17 protein-coding genes and 1 riboswitch are annotated in these 17,072 nt (G+C 65.4%); of the genes, 10 read left to right on the forward strand and 7 right to left on the reverse strand.

Annotated features, from left to right (window positions below):
* Nucleotides 1-7 precede the first annotated feature (7 nt).
* A complete protein-coding gene (locus ACH488_RS03130; protein ID WP_397322203.1) occupies nt 8-1,711 on the reverse strand; it encodes a DEAD/DEAH box helicase in 1,704 nt (567 codons plus the stop codon).
* Between the two features lie 277 nt (nt 1,712-1,988).
* On the reverse strand, nt 1,989-3,455 hold the full coding sequence (locus ACH488_RS03135; protein WP_397322205.1) for an RNB domain-containing ribonuclease: 1,467 nt from the start codon (nt 3,453-3,455) through the stop codon (nt 1,989-1,991).
* Between the two features lie 41 nt (nt 3,456-3,496).
* Here ACH488_RS03135 and ACH488_RS03140 point away from each other — a divergent pair, with 41 nt between their 5' ends.
* Nucleotides 3,497-4,165 carry a ferritin-like fold-containing protein gene (locus ACH488_RS03140; protein WP_397322206.1) on the forward strand — a complete coding sequence of 223 codons (669 nt, stop codon included), beginning with the start codon at nt 3,497-3,499 and terminating at the stop codon, nt 4,163-4,165.
* Here ACH488_RS03140 and thiE read toward each other — a convergent pair.
* Nucleotides 4,162-4,827, reverse strand: coding sequence for a thiamine phosphate synthase (gene thiE, locus ACH488_RS03145; protein WP_397322208.1), 666 nt, complete (start codon nt 4,825-4,827; stop codon nt 4,162-4,164). The two genes, ACH488_RS03140 and thiE, sit on opposite strands and share 4 nt — an antisense overlap.
* Before the next feature lie 27 nt (nt 4,828-4,854).
* Nucleotides 4,855-4,974: riboswitch (TPP riboswitch) on the forward strand.
* Here thiE and thiO point away from each other — a divergent pair.
* The 3 genes from thiO to ACH488_RS03160 all read left to right on the forward strand — a co-directional run bounded on the left by thiO (nt 4,967) and on the right by ACH488_RS03160 (nt 7,260).
* A complete protein-coding gene (gene thiO / locus ACH488_RS03150) occupies nt 4,967-6,226 on the forward strand; it encodes a glycine oxidase ThiO (protein WP_397322209.1) in 1,260 nt (419 codons plus the stop codon). It overlaps the preceding riboswitch by 8 nt.
* The gene (gene thiS / locus ACH488_RS03155; protein WP_397322210.1) at nt 6,223-6,459 is read left to right on the forward strand and encodes a sulfur carrier protein ThiS; all 237 of its coding nucleotides are present in this window, start codon (nt 6,223-6,225) and stop codon (nt 6,457-6,459) included. The genes thiO and thiS overlap by 4 nt, the downstream gene beginning before the upstream one ends.
* Before the next feature lie 3 nt (nt 6,460-6,462).
* Nucleotides 6,463-7,260: a thiazole synthase gene (locus ACH488_RS03160; protein WP_397322211.1), complete on the forward strand. Its 798-nt coding sequence runs from the start codon at nt 6,463-6,465 to the stop codon at nt 7,258-7,260.
* A 74-nt stretch (nt 7,261-7,334) separates the two neighbouring features.
* On the opposite strand, the gene ACH488_RS03165 is transcribed toward ACH488_RS03160, so the two are convergent.
* Genes ACH488_RS03165 through ACH488_RS03175 form a run of 3 tightly spaced genes read right to left on the reverse strand, consistent with a single transcriptional unit; the run spans nt 7,335 to nt 8,682 of the window.
* Complete coding sequence (locus tag ACH488_RS03165) at nt 7,335-7,637, reverse strand: hypothetical protein (protein WP_397322212.1); 303 nt, start codon at nt 7,635-7,637, stop codon at nt 7,335-7,337.
* Nucleotides 7,638-7,672: 35 nt separating this feature from the next.
* Nucleotides 7,673-7,897 carry a DUF3107 domain-containing protein gene (locus ACH488_RS03170; protein WP_397322213.1) on the reverse strand — a complete coding sequence of 75 codons (225 nt, stop codon included), beginning with the start codon at nt 7,895-7,897 and terminating at the stop codon, nt 7,673-7,675.
* Between the two features lie 50 nt (nt 7,898-7,947).
* Nucleotides 7,948-8,682 (reverse strand): TetR/AcrR family transcriptional regulator, encoded by a 735-nt coding sequence (locus ACH488_RS03175; RefSeq protein WP_397322214.1) that lies wholly within the window; start codon nt 8,680-8,682, stop codon nt 7,948-7,950.
* Nucleotides 8,683-8,688: 6 nt separating this feature from the next.
* On the opposite strand from ACH488_RS03175, the gene moeB reads away from it, so the two are divergent.
* On the forward strand, nt 8,689-9,888 hold the full coding sequence (moeB, locus tag ACH488_RS03180) for a molybdopterin-synthase adenylyltransferase MoeB (protein WP_397322216.1): 1,200 nt from the start codon (nt 8,689-8,691) through the stop codon (nt 9,886-9,888).
* Between the two features lie 135 nt (nt 9,889-10,023).
* Here moeB and ACH488_RS03185 read toward each other — a convergent pair whose 3' ends face one another.
* Nucleotides 10,024-11,346, reverse strand: coding sequence for a glutamyl-tRNA reductase (locus tag ACH488_RS03185; RefSeq protein WP_397322217.1), 1,323 nt, complete (start codon nt 11,344-11,346; stop codon nt 10,024-10,026).
* 158 nt (nt 11,347-11,504) lie between these two features.
* Here ACH488_RS03185 and hemE point away from each other — a divergent pair, with 158 nt between their 5' ends.
* The 5 genes from hemE (at nt 11,505) to hemC (ending at nt 17,070) form a co-directional block, all read left to right on the forward strand.
* Entirely contained in the window at nt 11,505-12,620 is a 1,116-nt protein-coding gene (hemE, locus tag ACH488_RS03190) for a uroporphyrinogen decarboxylase (protein WP_397322218.1), read from the forward strand.
* Between the two features lie 5 nt (nt 12,621-12,625).
* Nucleotides 12,626-14,080: a protoporphyrinogen oxidase gene (hemG, locus tag ACH488_RS03195; RefSeq protein ID WP_397322219.1), complete on the forward strand. Its 1,455-nt coding sequence runs from the start codon at nt 12,626-12,628 to the stop codon at nt 14,078-14,080.
* A 73-nt stretch (nt 14,081-14,153) separates the two neighbouring features.
* Nucleotides 14,154-14,855, forward strand: coding sequence for a hydrogen peroxide-dependent heme synthase (gene hemQ / locus ACH488_RS03200; RefSeq protein WP_397322221.1), 702 nt, complete (start codon nt 14,154-14,156; stop codon nt 14,853-14,855).
* A complete protein-coding gene (locus ACH488_RS03205) occupies nt 14,852-16,075 on the forward strand; it encodes a ferrochelatase (protein ID WP_397322222.1) in 1,224 nt (407 codons plus the stop codon). The genes hemQ and ACH488_RS03205 overlap by 4 nt, the downstream gene beginning before the upstream one ends.
* Nucleotides 16,072-17,070, forward strand: a complete 999-nt coding sequence (hemC, locus tag ACH488_RS03210) for a hydroxymethylbilane synthase (protein ID WP_397322224.1) — start codon at nt 16,072-16,074, stop codon at nt 17,068-17,070. The genes ACH488_RS03205 and hemC overlap by 4 nt, the downstream gene beginning before the upstream one ends.
* Nucleotides 17,071-17,072 lie beyond the last annotated feature (2 nt).

Consider the following 17,072-nt stretch of genomic DNA (forward strand, 5'->3'; position numbering starts at 1 on the left):
TGCCGTGTCAGGCCTCGGTGTTGGCCGGCGTGGTGCCGGACGCGTCGCCGGACACCACTTCGCCGTTGCGGCGGCGCGTGCGTGTACGGCGCGTCCGTGCGGGCTTCTCCGAGGCGCTGTCTGCTTCGTTGCCTGCCGGGGCGCTGGTGGACGTCTCGCCGTTTGAAGTACGACGGCGGCGGGTGCGGTTGCGTCCACCCTCGCCCTTGGTTTCGGCCGACGCGGCATCGCCGGACTTGCCTTCGCTGGACTTGCCTTCGCTGGACTTGCCGGAGCGGCTGCGGTTCCGGCCACCATCGCGGCCTTGGCTGCGGGAACGGGAGTTCTTCTTGCCGGTCTCGCCGAGGTCCTCAAGGACTTCAGCGTCGACGCCGGCCAGCGTCCGCTTGGCGCGGGGCAAGCGGCCCTTGGTGCCCTCGGGAATGTCCAGGTCCGTGTACAGGTGCGGCGAGGAGGAGTAGGTTTCCACCGGCTCGGGAACGTTGAGTCCCAGTGCCTTGTTGATCAAGGCCCAGCGGGGTACTTCATCCCAATCCACGAAGGTCACGGCGGTGCCCTTGTTGCCTGCGCGGCCGGTGCGGCCAACGCGGTGGAGGTAGATCTTCTCGTCTTCAACGCACTGGTAGTTGATCACGTGGGTGACGTCTTCCACGTCGATGCCACGGGCGGCAACGTCCGTTGCCACGAGTACGTCCACTTTGTTGTTGCGGAAGGCACGCAGTGCCTGTTCCCGGGCGCCCTGTCCCAGGTCACCGTGGATGGCAGCGGCGGCGAAGCCGCGGTCCACGAGTTCCTCGGCAACCTTCGCGGCGGTGCGCTTGGTCTTGGTGAAAATGACCGTGCGGCCGCGTCCCTTGGCCTGGAGGATGCGGGCTACCACCTCGGTCTTGTCCATGCTGTGCGCACGGTAGATCAGTTGGCGGATGTCCCGCTTGGTCAGGCCCTCATCGTTGGGGTCCGCTGCCCGGATGTGCGTCGGCTGCGTCATGTAGCGGCGCGCCATGGCGATCACGGGGCCAGGCATCGTTGCGGAGAACAGCAGGGTCTGGCGTACTGCCGGAGTGCCGGCGATGAGCGTTTCAACGTCCGGCAGGAAGCCGAGGTCCAGCATCTCGTCGGCCTCGTCCAGGACCACCATCTTGACGTTCTTCAGGCTGAGGTGGCGCTGCTTGTAGAGGTCGATCAGGCGGCCGGGGGTACCAACGATGACCTCGACGCCCTTCTGCAAGGCTTCGATCTGGGGCTCATAGGCACGGCCGCCATAGATGGTGGCGATCCGGGCGTTGCGCTTCCGGGAAGCCGTCTGGAGGTCGTTGGCCACCTGGACTGCGAGTTCACGCGTCGGCACGATCACCAAGGCCTGGGGTGCGCCCGGAACTGCCAGCTTGGCGTATCCGGGATCGTCCTGGCCTTCGATCCGCTGCAGGACCGGGATGCCGAAGCCGAGGGTCTTGCCCGTACCGGTCTTGGCCTGGCCGATGATGTCGTGGCCACCGAGCGCCACAGGCAGCGTCATGGCCTGGATGGGGAAGGGGTGGGTAATCCCGGCATCGGAGAGGGACTCCACAATGTCCGCGCGCACATTGAAGTCGGCGAACGATTTTTCTTCGATCTCGTGGGGCGTCTCGTCCGAGGTGATCGTTTCCTCGGGTTCGATTGATTCGGTTCCGGTGGAGTCCGTCAGGACTTCATGGGTGTGCAATTCACTCACAGGGAGTTTCCTTATTCATTTGGGCATTGGCGCTGCATGCTCAACGGCGGCGGCGAAGCCGTACCGGAGCACGAACGGGCGCGCAAGCAATTCCAGTGGAAGCCGATCGCGGGCTATCTAAGTACTGGCACTGGTGACCAGCGGGCACATCTCAAGATCGCGTAGGGGCGGGCTTGTTGAGTTCAAAAATTAACTGAATCAACGACCGGGCATCCATTACTACAGGCCAAGTCTATCCTCTGGCCGCCCCAAACCCCGGATCGGCACCGTGGCGGCGTCACGCGACCAGGGCGAAACGGATTTCCCTGCTGGCAATATCGGCTTTCACCAGCCTCACCCTGACCTGGGTACCGGACTCAAGCTCACCGTCGCAGCGGGCCGTGATGGCCGGTACCTGGATCTGGATGGTGCCGTAGGGTCCGTTGCCGTTCCCGTTGCCGTTTCCGTTGGATGGTTTGGATCCTGAGATCACCACGGCATCGAATTCTTCGCCGATGTGGTTGGCCACCAGGGCAGCCTCCACCGTGTCCAGGGCCAGGCGTTCCAGCTTCCCGGCCAGTTGGTCCGAGGACGCCATGATCTCCGGGAGCGTCGGCAGTGCTTCGCGGGCCCATTGCGGGATGTCGTGTCCGCCGCTCAGCGCTTCGCAGATCACCAGGACAAAGCGGTCGATCAGGCGGCGAAGCGGAGCGGTGGTGTGTGCATACGGCGCCCCGATGGCCGATTGGATGACGTCCTCCGGGACTTCGCCATCGAAGGGCGTGTACCCGGCGCCCCGGAACAGCGTGCCTGCCGAGTGCAGGATGGCCAGTTGCTTGGGATCGGAGGCATCAAGGGTCCGCAGGTACTCGCCGTAGGTGATGTCCCCGTCCCACGGTTTGCCCAGGGCCTGGGTTTGCCGCTTGAAATGCAGCAAGGAGCGCTCGTCCGGCGCGGGCATGGTGCGCAGGATCCCTACCTTGCCGTCGAGCATCATGCGGGCCGCGGCCATGCCCGTCATGAGGGAGATCTGGGCGTTCCAATCCTCCACGGGAAGCGAAGGGGCAGCCACGATTCGGTATCCGCCACCACCTGTTGCCTGGACAATCTCCTGCTCAGGCATGTTGAGGCTGGCACCACCGCGCTTGCGTTCCAGCTCCACGCGTTTCAGTCCAACCTCCTTCAGCAGTTGGAGGACGGGAAGGGCCGAGCCGGAATCGATCTGCTCCTGGGCACCCTTGTAGCTCAGCTTCGCGCGGCTCCGCACCGTGGCGCGCGCGACAGAGACGGAGACGACGTCCGCCTGCGCGTCGAGGTCGAAGTCCCACACGTACGCGCCGCAATCCTGCCCTGCCAGCAGGCTGCCGGCATGCTCGCTGATCACCTCCGGGTGCAGGGGAATCCGGCCGTCGGGAGCGTAGAAGGTCTGGCCGCGCCGCCTGGTTTCCGCGTCCAAGGCTCCATCGGGAACAACAAAGGAGGGGACGTCCGCAATGGCGTAAAGAACTTTGTAGCCCTCGCCTGCGCGGTCGATGAAAAGGGCCTGGTCCAAGTCGGTTGAGGTGGCGGGATCAATGGTGACAAAGGGAACGTCGAGCAAATCCCGGGCGGGTAGTTGATGGTGTTCAACGGCCGCTCGTGCCTCCGCCAACGCTTCGCCGGGGTACTCCGCGGGCAGTTCCAGCTCGGTCCTGAGCGCGGCCAAGGACTCCGCGAGCTGGTCGGAAGAATCGTCGACGTTGGGCGCTATCCGATGATGTGACACGAAAGTCAGACTAGCCCGAATTCGACGGATAGTCTTGGAACATGGGCACCTCCACCGGCCGCAACGACTCCCCGGGACAGCTCGCCGCCGGGCTGCTGGGTGCCATGGCCTACGGGGAGTTATCCGCCTTTGGGCGGTTGTCCTCCGACTCCCGTATGGCACCGACGCTTCGCGAACGGGCCATGCTGGCCAAGATCGCTGTTGGCGCCTTCGGAAACTACGCCGTGATCAGTGGCCGGCTCACCGAAATGGGGAACGATCCAGAGGATGCCATGCTCCCGTTCCAGGGCTCCTTCGACCATTTCCACGAGCGGACCCCACCCGGTGACTGGTTCGAGTCGGTGACGAAGGCCTATGTCATAGACACCGTCTCGGCGGACTTTTACCGAACTGTCGCCGGGTTCCTCGATTCCGGGATCCAGCATTTCGTCCAGCAGGTCTGCTCGGCCGACCAGGCTACGGAGGCCCTGCGGATCCTGCTGCGCCGGGCACTGCGGGATGCCCCCCGGCTGGCTTCGCGGCTCTCGCTTTGGGGCCGCAGGATTGTGGGGGAGGCCCTCACCCAGGCCCAGCGGGTAGGCCTGGAGCACCCGGACCTTGGACCACTGCTGCGCGATGGACGCGGATCCCGTGCCGCAGTCCATCAGCTCACCGCCGAGCTGGCCGAACGGCACGGGCGCCGCATGACGGGGCTTGGGTTGACGGCCTAGGCCGCGTCGAGCGCCGCAAGCAGTGCCCGCGCGGCCGCCGTCGGGTCCGCCGCCTCGGTGATGGCGCGGACCACCACGATGCGGCTGGCGCCGGCGGCAACCACTTGCTCCACGTTTTCAAGGTCCACGCCGCCGATGGCGAACCAGGGCAGGTCCACCCCGGCTTGTTTTACGGCTTCCGCAGCATATGTGACCAGGTCCAGCCCCACAGCAGCGCGGCCCGGCTTTGTGGGCGTGGCCCAGAGGGGTCCTACGCAGAAGTAGTCCAGGCCACCCGTACCCCGGGAAGCAGCCACAGCCGCGTCCACCTGCTCAGGCGAGTGGGTGGAAAGGCCGATTGTTTCCCCGTCCGGGAGCAGCTCACGGGCCGCCCCCAAAGGGATGTCCTTTTGGCCGATGTGGAACACCGGAGCCCCGGAAATACGGGCAACATCGGCACGGTCGTTGACGGCCCAGAGGCGTCCGTGGCGGCTGGCAACCTTGTTCAGGACCTCCAGCAGTTCCAGTTCTTCGGCAGCCTCGAGCGTCTTGTCGCGGAGCTGGATGATATCCACTCCGCCCTCGAACGCGGCGTCCACAAAGTCTTCGAAATCGTCCTGCCGCCGGCGGGCGTCGGTGCACAAATACAGGCGGGCAGGGGAAAGGAGATCAGGCTGGGTCATGCAAACCAGAGTAGTTCCTCTAAACTGGGCACGTACTGCGGGAGCCGCGACGATCGACTTTATGACCGTCCGGCTGAGAGGGCTTCAGCGCCGACCGCTTGACCTGATCCGGCTAGTACCGGCGTAGGGAAGGGAATCCATGGCAGAAGCCATTCACGCAGATGTCGCCGTCATCGGGGGCGGCGTCATTGGACTCGGGATTGCGCATGAGGCGCGACGCGTGGGCCGTTCAGTGGTCCTTATCGACCCGGCACCGGCAAGCGGAGCAACGTTTGCCGCCGCCGGCATGCTGGCGCCCGTCAGCGAGCTCCACTACCAGGAGGAAGACCTCCTGGAACTCATGCTGGAATCGTCGCGGCGCTGGCCGGCTTTCGTGGACAGCCTCGCCGCGTCGAGGGAAGCGGCCGGATACCGCACGACGGCGACCCTCGCCGTGGGTGCCGACGCCGCCGACCGCCGTGCGCTCGCGGACCTCCGGGCAGTCCAGGTGGCTGCGGGACTCCAGGTGGAGCCACTCCTGCTGAGGGATGCCCGTGGGCGCGAGCCACTGTTGAGTCCCCAAATTTCCTGCGCGTTCCACATTCCGGCCGACCACCAGGTGGATCCGCGCAAGCTTGCAGCGTGCCTCCTGGCGGGTCTGGCTGCCCACCGTCCCGCCGACACCAGCTGGATCGAGGGGACCGAAGACGGGTTCCACGTTCGGGAACCGGCCGTCAGCCTGCTCTGGGCCGGAGGACGCGTAGGCGGCGTTGAACTCAGCGGCGGTGGGCGGGTCCTGGCCAAGGAAACTGTCCTTGCCAATGGCCTGGATGCTGCGACCATCAGCAGCCTCCCGGAGCAGCTCCATCTCCCGTTGCGGCCGGTCTACGGGGATATCCTCAGGCTGCGCGTCCCGGAGTCACTGCAACCCCTCGTCACCTCCACTGTCCGCGGAATGGTGAGGGGTGTGCCGGTCTATATCGTCCCCCGTGAGGACGGGACCGTGGTGATAGGGGCCACCCAGCGTGAAGACGGGTTGTCCAGCAGCTCCAACGCCGTCTCGGCCGGGGGCGTCTACCAGCTCCTGCGCGATGCCCAGGTCCTTGTCCCCGCCGTCGCCGAACTGGAGCTCCTCGAAACGACCGCCCGGGCAAGGCCGGGAACACCGGACAATGCCCCGCTGCTGGGACGCGTGGCGGGCGCCGGCGGAGAGGTCCAGGGCCTCATCGTCGCCACGGGCTTCTTCCGGCACGGAGTTCTCCTGACTCCCGCGGCCGCGGCAATCGTGGGCGGCTTGATAACGGGCTCGGCCGATCCCCGGTGGACGCGCTTCAGGCCGGACCGCTTTGGGCCGCCGGGAAGTGCACCCGCCATCCATACCTCGGCGCACACAAGACCATTCACCAAGGAATCAGCATGAACATCAAACTCAACGGGGCCCACCACTCAGTAGTGGACGGGGCCTCCGTCAGCACCCTGGTCACGTCCGTCACCGGCCGTGAACTGGACCACCGCGGACAGGCGGCCGACGGCGGCAAGCTGGGTGTCGCCGTCGCACGCAACTCCGAAGTAGTGCCGCGCAGCCAGTGGGCCGCAACGGACCTCGCTGAAGGCGATGAACTGGAACTCGTTACCGCCGTCCAAGGAGGCTGAACCATGACCACAACAAGCATCGAAACCCGGATCGACCCCTTGGTCATTGACGGTGTTGAACTGACCTCCCGCCTCATCATGGGAACGGGAGGCGCCCCCAGCCTCGAAGGCCTGGGAGCCGCACTCCTGGCCTCCGGGACGGAACTGACCACCGTGGCCATGCGGCGTTACTCTCCGGCAGAGGCCGGTTCGCTCTTCCAACTCCTGGTGGACAACAACATCCGGGTGCTGCCCAACACCGCAGGCTGCTTCACTGCCAAGGACGCGGTGCTGACCGCTGAACTGGCACGCGAGGCGTTGGAGACCGACTGGGTCAAGCTTGAGGTCATCGCTGACGAACACACCCTTCTTCCCGACGCGGTGGAACTCGTGGAGGCCACGGAACAATTGGTGAACCGGGGCTTCAAGGTGTTCGCCTACACCAACGACGATCCCGTGTTGGCCCTGCGCCTGGAGAACCTTGGCGCCACAGCCGTCATGCCGCTCGGCGCGCCGATCGGAACGGGCCTGGGTATCCTCAACCCGCACAATATCGAGGTCATCGTCTCCCGCGCTTCTGTCCCAGTGGTCCTGGACGCTGGTATCGGCACGGCCTCCGACGCGGCGCTTGCCATGGAGCTGGGGTGTGACGCTGTCCTCCTGGCCACCGCTGTGACCCGGGCCCAGAACCCGGCCCTGATGGGCGAGGCGTTCAAACACGCAGTCCTGTCCGGCCGGTTCGCCCGCCAGGCCGGACGGATTCCACGCCGGGAGCACGCCTTGGCGTCCTCAGCCATGGAGGGCCGCGCAGAGTTCCTCTGACCCTTAAACAGTCGTGGCCACCACCTTTTAGGGCGGTGGCCACAGCTGTTTAACGCCGGTGGTCAGGGACCTGCCTAGAGACGCAGGGCCTTGGTCAGGGCCGTGGTGTCCCGCGAAGTACGCGTACGGCCCAGGTAGACCACCGCGCCTGCGGCAGCTGCCGTACCCAGCACGATGGGCAGCACATAGGGAATCCACGTCAGCCCAGGCTGGTAGCCGAGGCCGGCCGCGATGAAAGCCACCCAGGCCAGTGCGCCGATGCCCAACGACAATCCGGCCGGCAAGGCAATGCCGTACTTGCCGTGCCGTTTGTCATTTGCCCACACCAGGAAACCGGTGGCGACAGTCGCAAACGCAACAACGACGAGTGAAAGCATGGGGACTCCTTAGCGGCAGTAGTCAGGGCAAAGTGTCAGAGTGCGCCGAAGCCCACGCGCCGGACTTCCTCGGCGCCGATTTCGACGTAGCCCAGGACGCTGCCCGGAACGATCACCTGGCGGCCCTTGTCGTCCGTCAACCGCAACTCCGAACCCTTGGAGAGGGCGTCTGCAACCAGCTTGGCTACGGCGTCAGCATCCAATGCGGATTCGAGCACAATTTCACGGCCGACGTTCTGAATGCCGATCTTTACTTCCACAGCAAGGCCTCCAAGCCAATCAAGAATTAGGTCAGTCCTTTATTTGTAGCCTAGGACTCTTTGGGGAATCGACTGATTCCGCGCCAAGCTAAACGATAGATCAGATCGCTGGCCACATCGAGGTCCAGGTTTCCGTCCGTTTCGAGCCAGTACCGTGCGCTGACCTGGGCCATTCCGGCCAGGCCGCGGCCCAGCAGTTGCGCTTCGAGTGGGGGGAGCTTGGTGTCTTCGGCAATGACATGGGCCACGGCATCCGCAAAGGTCTTGTTGAACGTTTCCAGGCGGGAACTGACATCGGGATCGTTGATCAGGTCCGACTCGAAGACCAACCGGTGCGCTTGGTCATCGTCCGCAATGAACTTGTAGTAGGCGCGCATGACGGCCTTGACGCGCTCTTTGTTGTCCGTGGTGGAATTCAGCGCGGTGAGCATCAGTTCCGTCAGGGCGGCCAAGTGGCTGTCCAGCAGGGCCATGTACAGCTCCCGCTTTGACGGGAAGTGCTGGTACAGCACCGGCTTGCTGACATGCGCAGTCTCGGCGATCTCATCCATGGCTGCTCCGTGGAAGCCGTTGGACACGAAGACTTCCAAGGCAGCGTTGAGCAATTGCGCACGGCGTTCGTCCCGCGGCAACCTTGCTGAACGCGGCGAACCAGTCCGTTCCTGCTTTGCTGGTGCCCCATCGTTTGCCCGTGCGCCGTCAGCCACAGTCTGCCGCCTTTCCTTTGCAGTTATGACCACTGTACCGGTGGGTAATATGACCGGGCGGCATCGGCAGGCATACATTGGGGTATGGCCTCAATTCTTGCTGCCCACCCTGCGCCCGCGGTCCTGCCGCCCCTCGTTGAACCTGCCGCCGGACTGTCGCCGGCCGAGGTGGAACGGTACTCCCGGCATCTCATCATTCCGGAAATTGGAGCCGTGGGCCAACGCAGGCTTAAGAATGCGAAAGTTCTTGTCATAGGCGCCGGTGGCCTCGGTTCGCCGGCCCTGCTGTATTTGGCCGCAGCAGGCGTCGGTACGTTGGGAATTGTCGATGACGACGTGGTGGACCTCAGCAATTTGCAACGCCAGGTGATCCACGGAGTCAAGGACGTCGGAATCCCCAAAATCGAATCGGCGCGCAATGCCATTGCGGAGCTCAATCCGCTGGTCAAGGTGGTGCTGCACAATGACCGCCTTGATTCCTCGAATGCCTTGGACCTCTTTGCGCAATACGACCTCATTCTGGATGGCGCGGACAATTTCGCAACCAGGTACCTCGTTAATGACGCCGCCGCGATCTTGGGCAAGCCTTATGTGTGGGGTTCCATTTTCCGGTTCGACGGACAGGTAAGCGTCTTTTGGGGCGAGCACGGACCTACCTACCGCGACCTGTACCCTGAAGCGCCGCCAGCGGGCTCCGTGCCGTCCTGCGGTGAAGGCGGCGTCTTCGGCATGCTCTGTGCAGCCGTTGGCTCGCTCATGGTCACCGAGGCAGTCAAGCTGATTACCGGCGTCGGGCGTTCGCTCCTGGGCCGCGTCGCGCTCTTCGACGCCCTGGGCGGCAGCTGGCGCGAGATCAAGGTGTCCAAGGACCCGGAAGCCGAGCCGATCACCGAACTGACCGACTACGAGGCTTTCTGCGGTGTTACTCCTCCGGCACCCACTGACCAGGCGCACACGGTGACGGCCACGGAATTGGCGCAGATGCTGGCCGAACGCGCAGCAGGGGAGCGGGACTTCGACCTGGTGGATGTCCGGGAGTCCGGCGAATACAGCATCGTCAACATCGACGGCGCCGTACTGATCCCGCAGGGCCGCATCCTCTCGGGCGAAGCCTGGGTGGACCTGCCGCAGAACCGGGACATCGTGTTCCACTGCAAGGCAGGAACACGCTCCGCAACAGTCCTGGAGGCTGCCCGCAAAGCCGGGTACGACCGCGTCAGCCATCTCGACGGCGGTATCCTCGCCTGGGTTCGGGACGTCGAGCCGGAGAAGCCCGTTTACTGAGCATTGCCGGCGTTCGCCGTGCCTCCGGGCGGGGTCATGACGGAACTCCAACGCCACTTGCCCAACGAAGAGTTGGTGGCCTGATTCCGGACAACCCGGGCAGGGCGGGACCCTGTTAAGGCGCTTTCGGAACGTTCAGGCGCTTTCGGAACGCAGCTGCTGGTGGTCCACGGGACACTCAGCCGCAGCGGGTGCGGCCTGCGGCTGCTCCACCTGGATTCCGTACAGGGCTTCCAGCGCGGCCACGTAATCATCCTGCTGGCCGTTGGCGGCCAATTCGCGGGCGCGGACCGTGGGAACGTGGAGGAGTTGCTTGACCATCCGGCGCAGGGCAAACTCCACTTCCTCGGCTGCGGCCGTGCAACCGTGACGGGCGCGGACTTTTTCCATCTCGGAGTCGAGCACGTTCATGGTGTGGCGGCGGAGGGCGACAATGGCCGAATCGATGGAACGCGATTCACGTTCGGCTTCGAAAGCCTGGGCTGCTCCGCTGACAATCGCACTGGCCTGGGACAGGGATTCGGCCTGTTCCTGGGGTGCTGCGAGACGGACCGATTCCAGCGTCAGGAGTTCCACGCCATCGAGTTCACCCACAGCGGGATCAAAGTCATGGGTGAGGGCGAGGTCGATGGCGATAAGCGTCTTGCCGGATGAGGCACGGACCTTGGCGAGGTCGGCGGCTTCCACGCGGGTGTCCGAGCCGCTGCAGCCGATCATGACGTCAGCCGCCGCGACAGCAGCGGGGAGGGTGTCGGCGTCGAGCGCTGTTCCACCCCGGGTGGCCACGAAGCCCTCGGCGCGGCCGGAAGACGAGTAGACCGAAACGTCGGTGCAACCACGTTCGCGGAGCAGGGACATGGTGGCGCCGGCGTAGGCTCCGGTACCGAAGACCACCACCTTCTTGGCTGTCCAGTCGTCTGTATCGGAAAGATCCGTCGCGAGGTCGAGGGCCACGGAGACGATCGAGAGCCCACGCGATCCAAGAGCAGTCTGTGCTCCCACGTCCTTGGCGGTCTTGGAGGCGGCCTGGAACAGCCGGACAAGGCCTGAACTTGCGGTGCCTTCCTGCTGGGCGGTGATCAGGGCGCGGCGGACTTGCCCTGCGATCTCGCGCTCGCCCACCACTGCCGAGTCAAGGCCCGCGCTCACTGCGAACAGATGGCGCGTGACGTCGGGGCCGGCATGGGTGCTGAAGGAACGGGAGACGAGTTGCTCGTTGAGGCCACTGAGTTCGCTGATCTGCGAGACGAGGGCCGAGCGTGCGGCTTCGACGTCAGCACCATGGCTGGTTTCGCCGTAAATTTCGTAGCGGTTGCAGGTAGCCAGGACTACGGCGCCGGACACGACGGGGGATCCGGTGAGCGCAGCGGAGGCAAGACCGGATGAACCGTTGCTCAACTGAGCGACGGTCTCAAGATCGATGTCGGCGTGTGTAGCCACCAATGAGAAAAGAACCACAGCAACCCAATCATAGCTTTTTCGTAGCCCGGTAGAACAATGTACCGCCGTGGCGATCCACACCATCGCAGGTGACTCCCGCCACTGTGGGGCCCATCGCTTGCAACGTGACAGCCTGTCGTTATCTTTTGCCCCGGATTTTCGGCACAATCGAAGGCATGACTTCTAGCGCGGCAGCATCCAACAATACGGCCCTCAACGCCCCTGCGGGCAAGCTTGGCCCCGGGCACCCGTTGAATGACGGCCGTACCTCGGACTCGCCGCTCATTACCGCCTGCCGCGGCGGCACGCCGTCCCGCAGGCCGGTGTGGTTCATGCGCCAAGCCGGCCGTTCGCTGCCCGAGTACCTGAAGGTCCGCGAAGGTGTGGCCATGCTGGACTCGTGCCTGCGGCCGGAACTCGCCGCCGAGATCACACTGCAGCCCGTCCGCCGCCACGACGTTGACGCCGGCATCTTCTTCTCGGACATCGTGATTCCGCTCAAGCTCGCCGGCGTGGGCGTGGACATTGTTCCCGGCGTGGGTCCGGTCCTGGACAAGCCGGTCAGGACGGCCGAGGATGTCGCGGCCCTTCCGGAGCTGACCTGGGAGGCCCTGGAGCCCATCCGCGAAGCCGTCCGCCTGACCGTCGCCGAACTGGGCAAGACCCCGTTGATCGGTTTTGCCGGCGCGCCGTTCACCCTTGCCGCCTACATGGTTGAAGGCCGCCCGTCCCGTGACCACCTCGGCCCGCGGACCATGATGCACGCGGATCCCGAGACCTGGCAGGCGTTGGCGAACTGGGCCGCCGACGCCTCGGGCCTGTTCCTGCAGGCCCAGCTCGAGGCCGGCGCATCCGCCGGACAGTTGTTCGATTCCTGGGCCGGCTCCTTGGGCTTGGCCGATTATTCCAAGTTCGTCGCTCCGGCATCCGCCCGGGCGCTGGACCACGTCAGGGGACTGGGTGCGCCGCTGGTGCACTTCGGCACCGGAACATCCGAACTCCTGGTGGCCATGCGGGACGTTGGCGTGGACGTGGTTGGCGTGGACTACCGACTGCCGCTTGACGAGGCCAACCGCCGCCTCGGTGGCACGGTCCCCTTGCAGGGCAACATTGATCCTGCCCTTCTCTCTGCGCCGTGGGAGATCCTGGAAGCCCACGTCCGCGAGGTCATCGAGGCGGGCTCGCACGCGCCCGGCCATGTGCTGAACCTGGGCCACGGTGTTCCGCCCGAAACCGACCCCACCGTTCTGACCCGGGTGGTGGAACTTATCCACTCCATCCCCGCCAAGTAGCAACCATGCGCGGGGGACACGCTAAATCCCAGGGCCCTTCCGCCCTCGTGGTTGGCGGCGGGATCTCAGGCCTGGTGGCCGCGAGGGAACTTGCCATGGCGGGCACTGCAGTCACCGTCCTTGAAGCTACGGGTTCGTGGGGTGGCTGCGTTGGTGGGCATACGGTGGCCGGCTTGTCGTTGGACAGTGGAGCCGAGTCCTTCGCCACGCGTTCCACGGCCGTGGCGGATCTTGCGCGGGAGCTTGGCCTGGAGTCGCGGATAGTCGCTCCGCATCCCGGGGGAGCCTGGGTGCAACTGCCCGAGGGCGCCCGTGAACTCCCCAAGACCGGTGTGCTGGGAATTCCCGCGAATCCGTGGGATCCCGAGGTTAGGCGCTCCCTGGGTTTCGCAGGGGCACTCCGTGCCTCCCTTGACCGCTGGATTCCCGCCTCGGTTGGAACTTCTTCCGATGTCACCAGCGTTTCGGACTTGGTCCGTGCCCGCATGGGCAAGACCGTCCTCGAACGGCTGGTCGCGCCGGTGGTGGGCGGCGTGCACTCGGCAGACCCCGCGCTGCTGGACGTGGATATGGTGGCCCCGGGCCTGCGAGCCGCACTCCGGAAGCATGGTTCGTTGGCCGCAGCCGTGGCCAGCCAGCGCCAAGCCGCCCGCGGGACGGGTTCCGTGCCCGCCAAGGCTGGTTCCGCCGTCGGAGGCCTGGCCGGTGGGATGCACACGTTGGTGGGTGCGCTGGTCAAGGACCTCCGGGAACGCGGCGTGGACTTGCTCAACGACAAGCGCGTGGACTCCGCCCGGCAGACGTCCCACGGTTGGCAGGTCACCGTGGGTGGGGAGGCGTACGACGCCGATCGGCTGGTGGTCGCGCTCGATGGCCCGGCCGCCGTTGGGTTGCTGGAGGATTCATTGCCCGGCCTGGCTGACCTGCGCCCTGGACCCGGCCCACTGGTCAGCCTGGTGACGCTCGTGGTGGATCTTCCGGAACTGGATGGACGGCCAAGGGGCACGGGAATCCTGGTGGCACCGCAGACCGCGGGAATCCGCGCGAAAGCCCTCACCCATGCCACGGCGAAATGGGACTGGCTGGCCGAGGAGGCCGGCCCTGGAACGCACGTGGTGCGTCTCTCGTACGGCCGGCTGGAGGACTCCGGGGCGCCGGAGGCGGTGCTGGATGACGAGGTCCTGTTGTCGGCGGCCCTGGAGGACGCCTCAGCACTTCTCACGGTTCCGGTGTCCCGGACAGACATCCTCGATTGGGATGTGGTGCGCTGGTCGGGCGCCCTGCCGTTTGCCGCCGTCGGTCATAAACAGCGCGTAGCGCAGGTGCGCAAAGTGGTTGGCTCGGCCGACGGATTGACGGTGGTTGGCGGCTGGCTGGCCGGCAACGGCCTCGCCGCGGTGGTTGCGGACACGCGCGCGCAGGTGGCACCCCTGCGGGCCGAGGACACCACTGTTACGTGATTTATGTCACTTCTACGCCTTGTAGAACAATTCCGTTTCGACTTAGCGGCCCGCGCGGGGCAAACTTGAAACCATGAGCCACACTTCTGCCGAATCTGTCACTAAAACTTCTGAAAACGAAGAACAGTTCTTCACGCTCTGGACCGTCTTCAAGCGCTCAGCCGACGTCCAGCGCAGCGGCGATGCCGCGCAGGAATTCGAAGCACTGGTCGAAAAGCTCGCGGTGGATGGCGTGGTCCTGCGGGGCAGCTACGACGTATCCGCCATGCGCTCGGACGCGGACATCATGGTGTGGCTCCACGGTGCCAAGCCCGAAGACCTCCAGGCTGCGGTCCGCTCCATCCGTCGCAGCAAGCTGTTCGCCGGCACGGAGATCGTTTGGTCGGCCATGGGCGTCCACCGCGAGGCCGAGTTCGCCAAGAGCCACGTTCCTGCCTATGCCCGTGGCGTCGAGCCCAGCACGTGGCTCTGCGTCTACCCGTTCGTCCGCTCCTACGAGTGGTATCTCCTGCCCGCCGAAGAGCGGGGCAAGATGCTCCGCGACCACGGCCTCCTGGGCCGCGAATTCCCGCAGGTCATTTCCAACACCGTGTCCTCGTTCGCGCTGGGGGACTGGGAGTGGATCCTCGGCCTTGAGGCGCCCGAACTGGTTGACTTGGTGGACCTGATGCGCCACCTGCGCGCCACCGACGCCCGTAACCACGTGCGCGAAGAGATTCCCTTCTACACCGGCCGCCGCGTCACGGCTGCCGAGATCGCCGAGGTCCTCGCATGAGCGGGCTGTCCGTCTCCACCGAACTGAACCAGGTCACCGAACGCGGCCGCCAGGAAGCGAAGCACTACGACGCCGTCCTGCTCGCATCCTTCGGTGGACCCGAAGGCCAGCAAGACGTCATTCCCTTCCTGCGCAACGTCACCCGTGGGCGCGGCATCCCCGACGAGCGCCTGGAAGAGGTCTCGCACCACTACCGTGCCTTTGGCGGCATCAGCCCCATCAACCAGCAGAACCGCGAGTTGAAGGCGGCCATTGAAGCTGAACTCGCCAAGCGCGGCATCGAACTGCCGGTACTGTGGGGCAACCGCAACTGGGACCCGTACATCGCCCCCGTCTTGCAGGACGCTTACGACGCCGGCCACCGCCGGATCCTGATGCTCACCACCAGCATCTACTCCTGTTACTCCAGCTGCCGCCAGTACCGCGAAGATATCGGCATCGCCCTGACGGAAACAGGCTTGGACGGAAAACTGGAAGTGGACAAGATCCGCCAGTACTTCGACCACCCCGGAGTGGTACAGCCATTCCTGGAAGGAACGGCCGCCGGCCTCGAGGAAATCCGTGCCAGGCTTTCCGCTGCAGGCGTTGCCGATCCCGACTCCGGCATCCGCGTCCTGTTCGCCACGCACTCCATCCCCACCAGGGACGCGGAGGCCGCAGGCCGCTCCGAGGACGAGCCCCGCGAATTCGCGGAAGGTTCCGCCTATGCCGCCCAGCACCTCGCCAACGCCAAGGCCATCATGGACGTCGTGGCTCCGAACGTCGCTTGGGACCTCGTTTACCAGTCGCGTTCCGGAGCGCCCCACATCCCTTGGCTCGAACCGGACATCAATGACCACCTTGAGGAAATCGCGCCCGAGGGTGTCCGCGGTGTGGTCATCGTTCCCCTGGGCTTTGTCAGCGACCACATGGAGGTCGCCTGGGACCTGGACACGGAAGCCTTGGAAACCTGCAAGAACCTGGGCATCGAAGCCACCCGCGTTCCCACGCCGGGAACGCACGCCGCTTTTGTGTCCGGACTGGTGGACCTGATCTGCGAACGCACCCTTGAAAACAACATCGCAGACCGTCCGCATGTGACGGATCTCGGACCTTGGTACGACGTGTGCCGTCCCAATTGCTGCGAAAACTTCCGCGGGGCCAAGCCGGTCATCGCCGAGGTAGGCTCCAGCATTGGCACCGGACATGAGGCCTACCCCGCCCCGGAGGCCAGCAAGTGACAGTTCGCATCGGCACCAGGGCCAGCAAACTGGCCCTGACGCAGACCCAGCAGACGGCGGACCGCTTGGCCGCCGTCGGGGGCTTCCCCGTGGAGTTGGTCCACATCCGGACCGAAGGCGATGTCAGGACCGGATCGCTGTCCCAGATGGGTGGCACCGGGGTCTTCGTTGCCGCGCTGCGCGACGCCTTGCTCATTGAGAGTTGCGACGTGGCCGTGCACTCCCTCAAGGACCTCCCCACCGGGGCAGCCGTTGGATTGAGCATCGCCGCTACGCCGCCGCGCGTGGATGTGCGGGACGTCCTGTGCGCACGGGACGGATTGACGCTGGCGGAACTTCCCGGCGGCGCCAAGGTGGGCACCGGATCACCGCGGCGTGCAGCGCAGCTTCGTGCCGCCCGCCCGGACATCGAGGTTCTGGATATCCGCGGCAACGTGGACACCCGCCTCAACCGGGTATCCGGGCTGCCCGGCAACGCCGTGGACGAGGTGGTGGAGGGCAAATCGAACGACCTCGACGCCGTAGTCCTCGCCGCCGCAGGACTCGAGCGCATGGGGCGGCTGGATACGGTTTCCGAATTCTTCGATACCTCCGTGATGCTGCCTGCCCCGGGCCAAGGCGCCCTTGCCATTGAGTGCCGCACGCCCGACGCGCCCCAGCGTGATGGTTCCGTGGATGGTGGCAACGTGGTGCTGGCCCAGGCCCTGGCGGCGTTGAACGACGACGACACCCGGCTTGCGGTCACGGCCGAACGTGCCGTTTTGGCCAGGCTTGAGGCCGGATGCGCCGCCCCCGTGGGTGCCTACGCGTACCGCAAGGGCAGCATGTTGCACCTGGAAGCCGTGGTCTGCGCCGTGGACGGGACCCGTACAGTGCGCGAAAAGAAAGCCACCGACGGCCTGACCGAGGTAGGAGCCACCCTGCTCGGCATCGAGGTTGCCGAACAGCTGCTCGCGGCCGGTGCCGCTGAAATTGCGGACCTTGCTGCCTCCTGAAC

The sequence above is a fragment of the Paenarthrobacter sp. NPDC018779 genome (assembly GCF_044391085.1).
Classification (GTDB): Bacteria; Actinomycetota; Actinomycetes; order Actinomycetales; family Micrococcaceae; genus Arthrobacter.

What these genes read in the sequence shown, in the direction of transcription:
- ACH488_RS03140 (WP_397322206.1), top strand. Translation starts at nt 3,497, where the DNA reads ATGGGCACCTCCACCGGCCGCAACGACTCCCCGGGACAGCTCGCCGCC.
- thiE (WP_397322208.1), bottom strand. Translation starts at nt 4,827, where the DNA reads ATGACCCAGCCTGATCTCCTTTCCCCTGCCCGCCTGTATTTGTGCACC.
- thiO (WP_397322209.1), top strand. Translation starts at nt 4,967, where the DNA reads ATGGCAGAAGCCATTCACGCAGATGTCGCCGTCATCGGGGGCGGCGTC.
- thiS (WP_397322210.1), top strand. Translation starts at nt 6,223, where the DNA reads ATGAACATCAAACTCAACGGGGCCCACCACTCAGTAGTGGACGGGGCC.
- ACH488_RS03160 (WP_397322211.1), top strand. Translation starts at nt 6,463, where the DNA reads ATGACCACAACAAGCATCGAAACCCGGATCGACCCCTTGGTCATTGAC.
- ACH488_RS03165 (WP_397322212.1), bottom strand. Translation starts at nt 7,637, where the DNA reads ATGCTTTCACTCGTCGTTGTTGCGTTTGCGACTGTCGCCACCGGTTTC.
- ACH488_RS03175 (WP_397322214.1), bottom strand. Translation starts at nt 8,682, where the DNA reads ATGTATGCCTGCCGATGCCGCCCGGTCATATTACCCACCGGTACAGTG.
- moeB (WP_397322216.1), top strand. Translation starts at nt 8,689, where the DNA reads ATGGCCTCAATTCTTGCTGCCCACCCTGCGCCCGCGGTCCTGCCGCCC.
- hemE (WP_397322218.1), top strand. Translation starts at nt 11,505, where the DNA reads ATGACTTCTAGCGCGGCAGCATCCAACAATACGGCCCTCAACGCCCCT.
- hemG (WP_397322219.1), top strand. Translation starts at nt 12,626, where the DNA reads ATGCGCGGGGGACACGCTAAATCCCAGGGCCCTTCCGCCCTCGTGGTT.
- hemQ (WP_397322221.1), top strand. Translation starts at nt 14,154, where the DNA reads ATGAGCCACACTTCTGCCGAATCTGTCACTAAAACTTCTGAAAACGAA.
- ACH488_RS03205 (WP_397322222.1), top strand. Translation starts at nt 14,852, where the DNA reads ATGAGCGGGCTGTCCGTCTCCACCGAACTGAACCAGGTCACCGAACGC.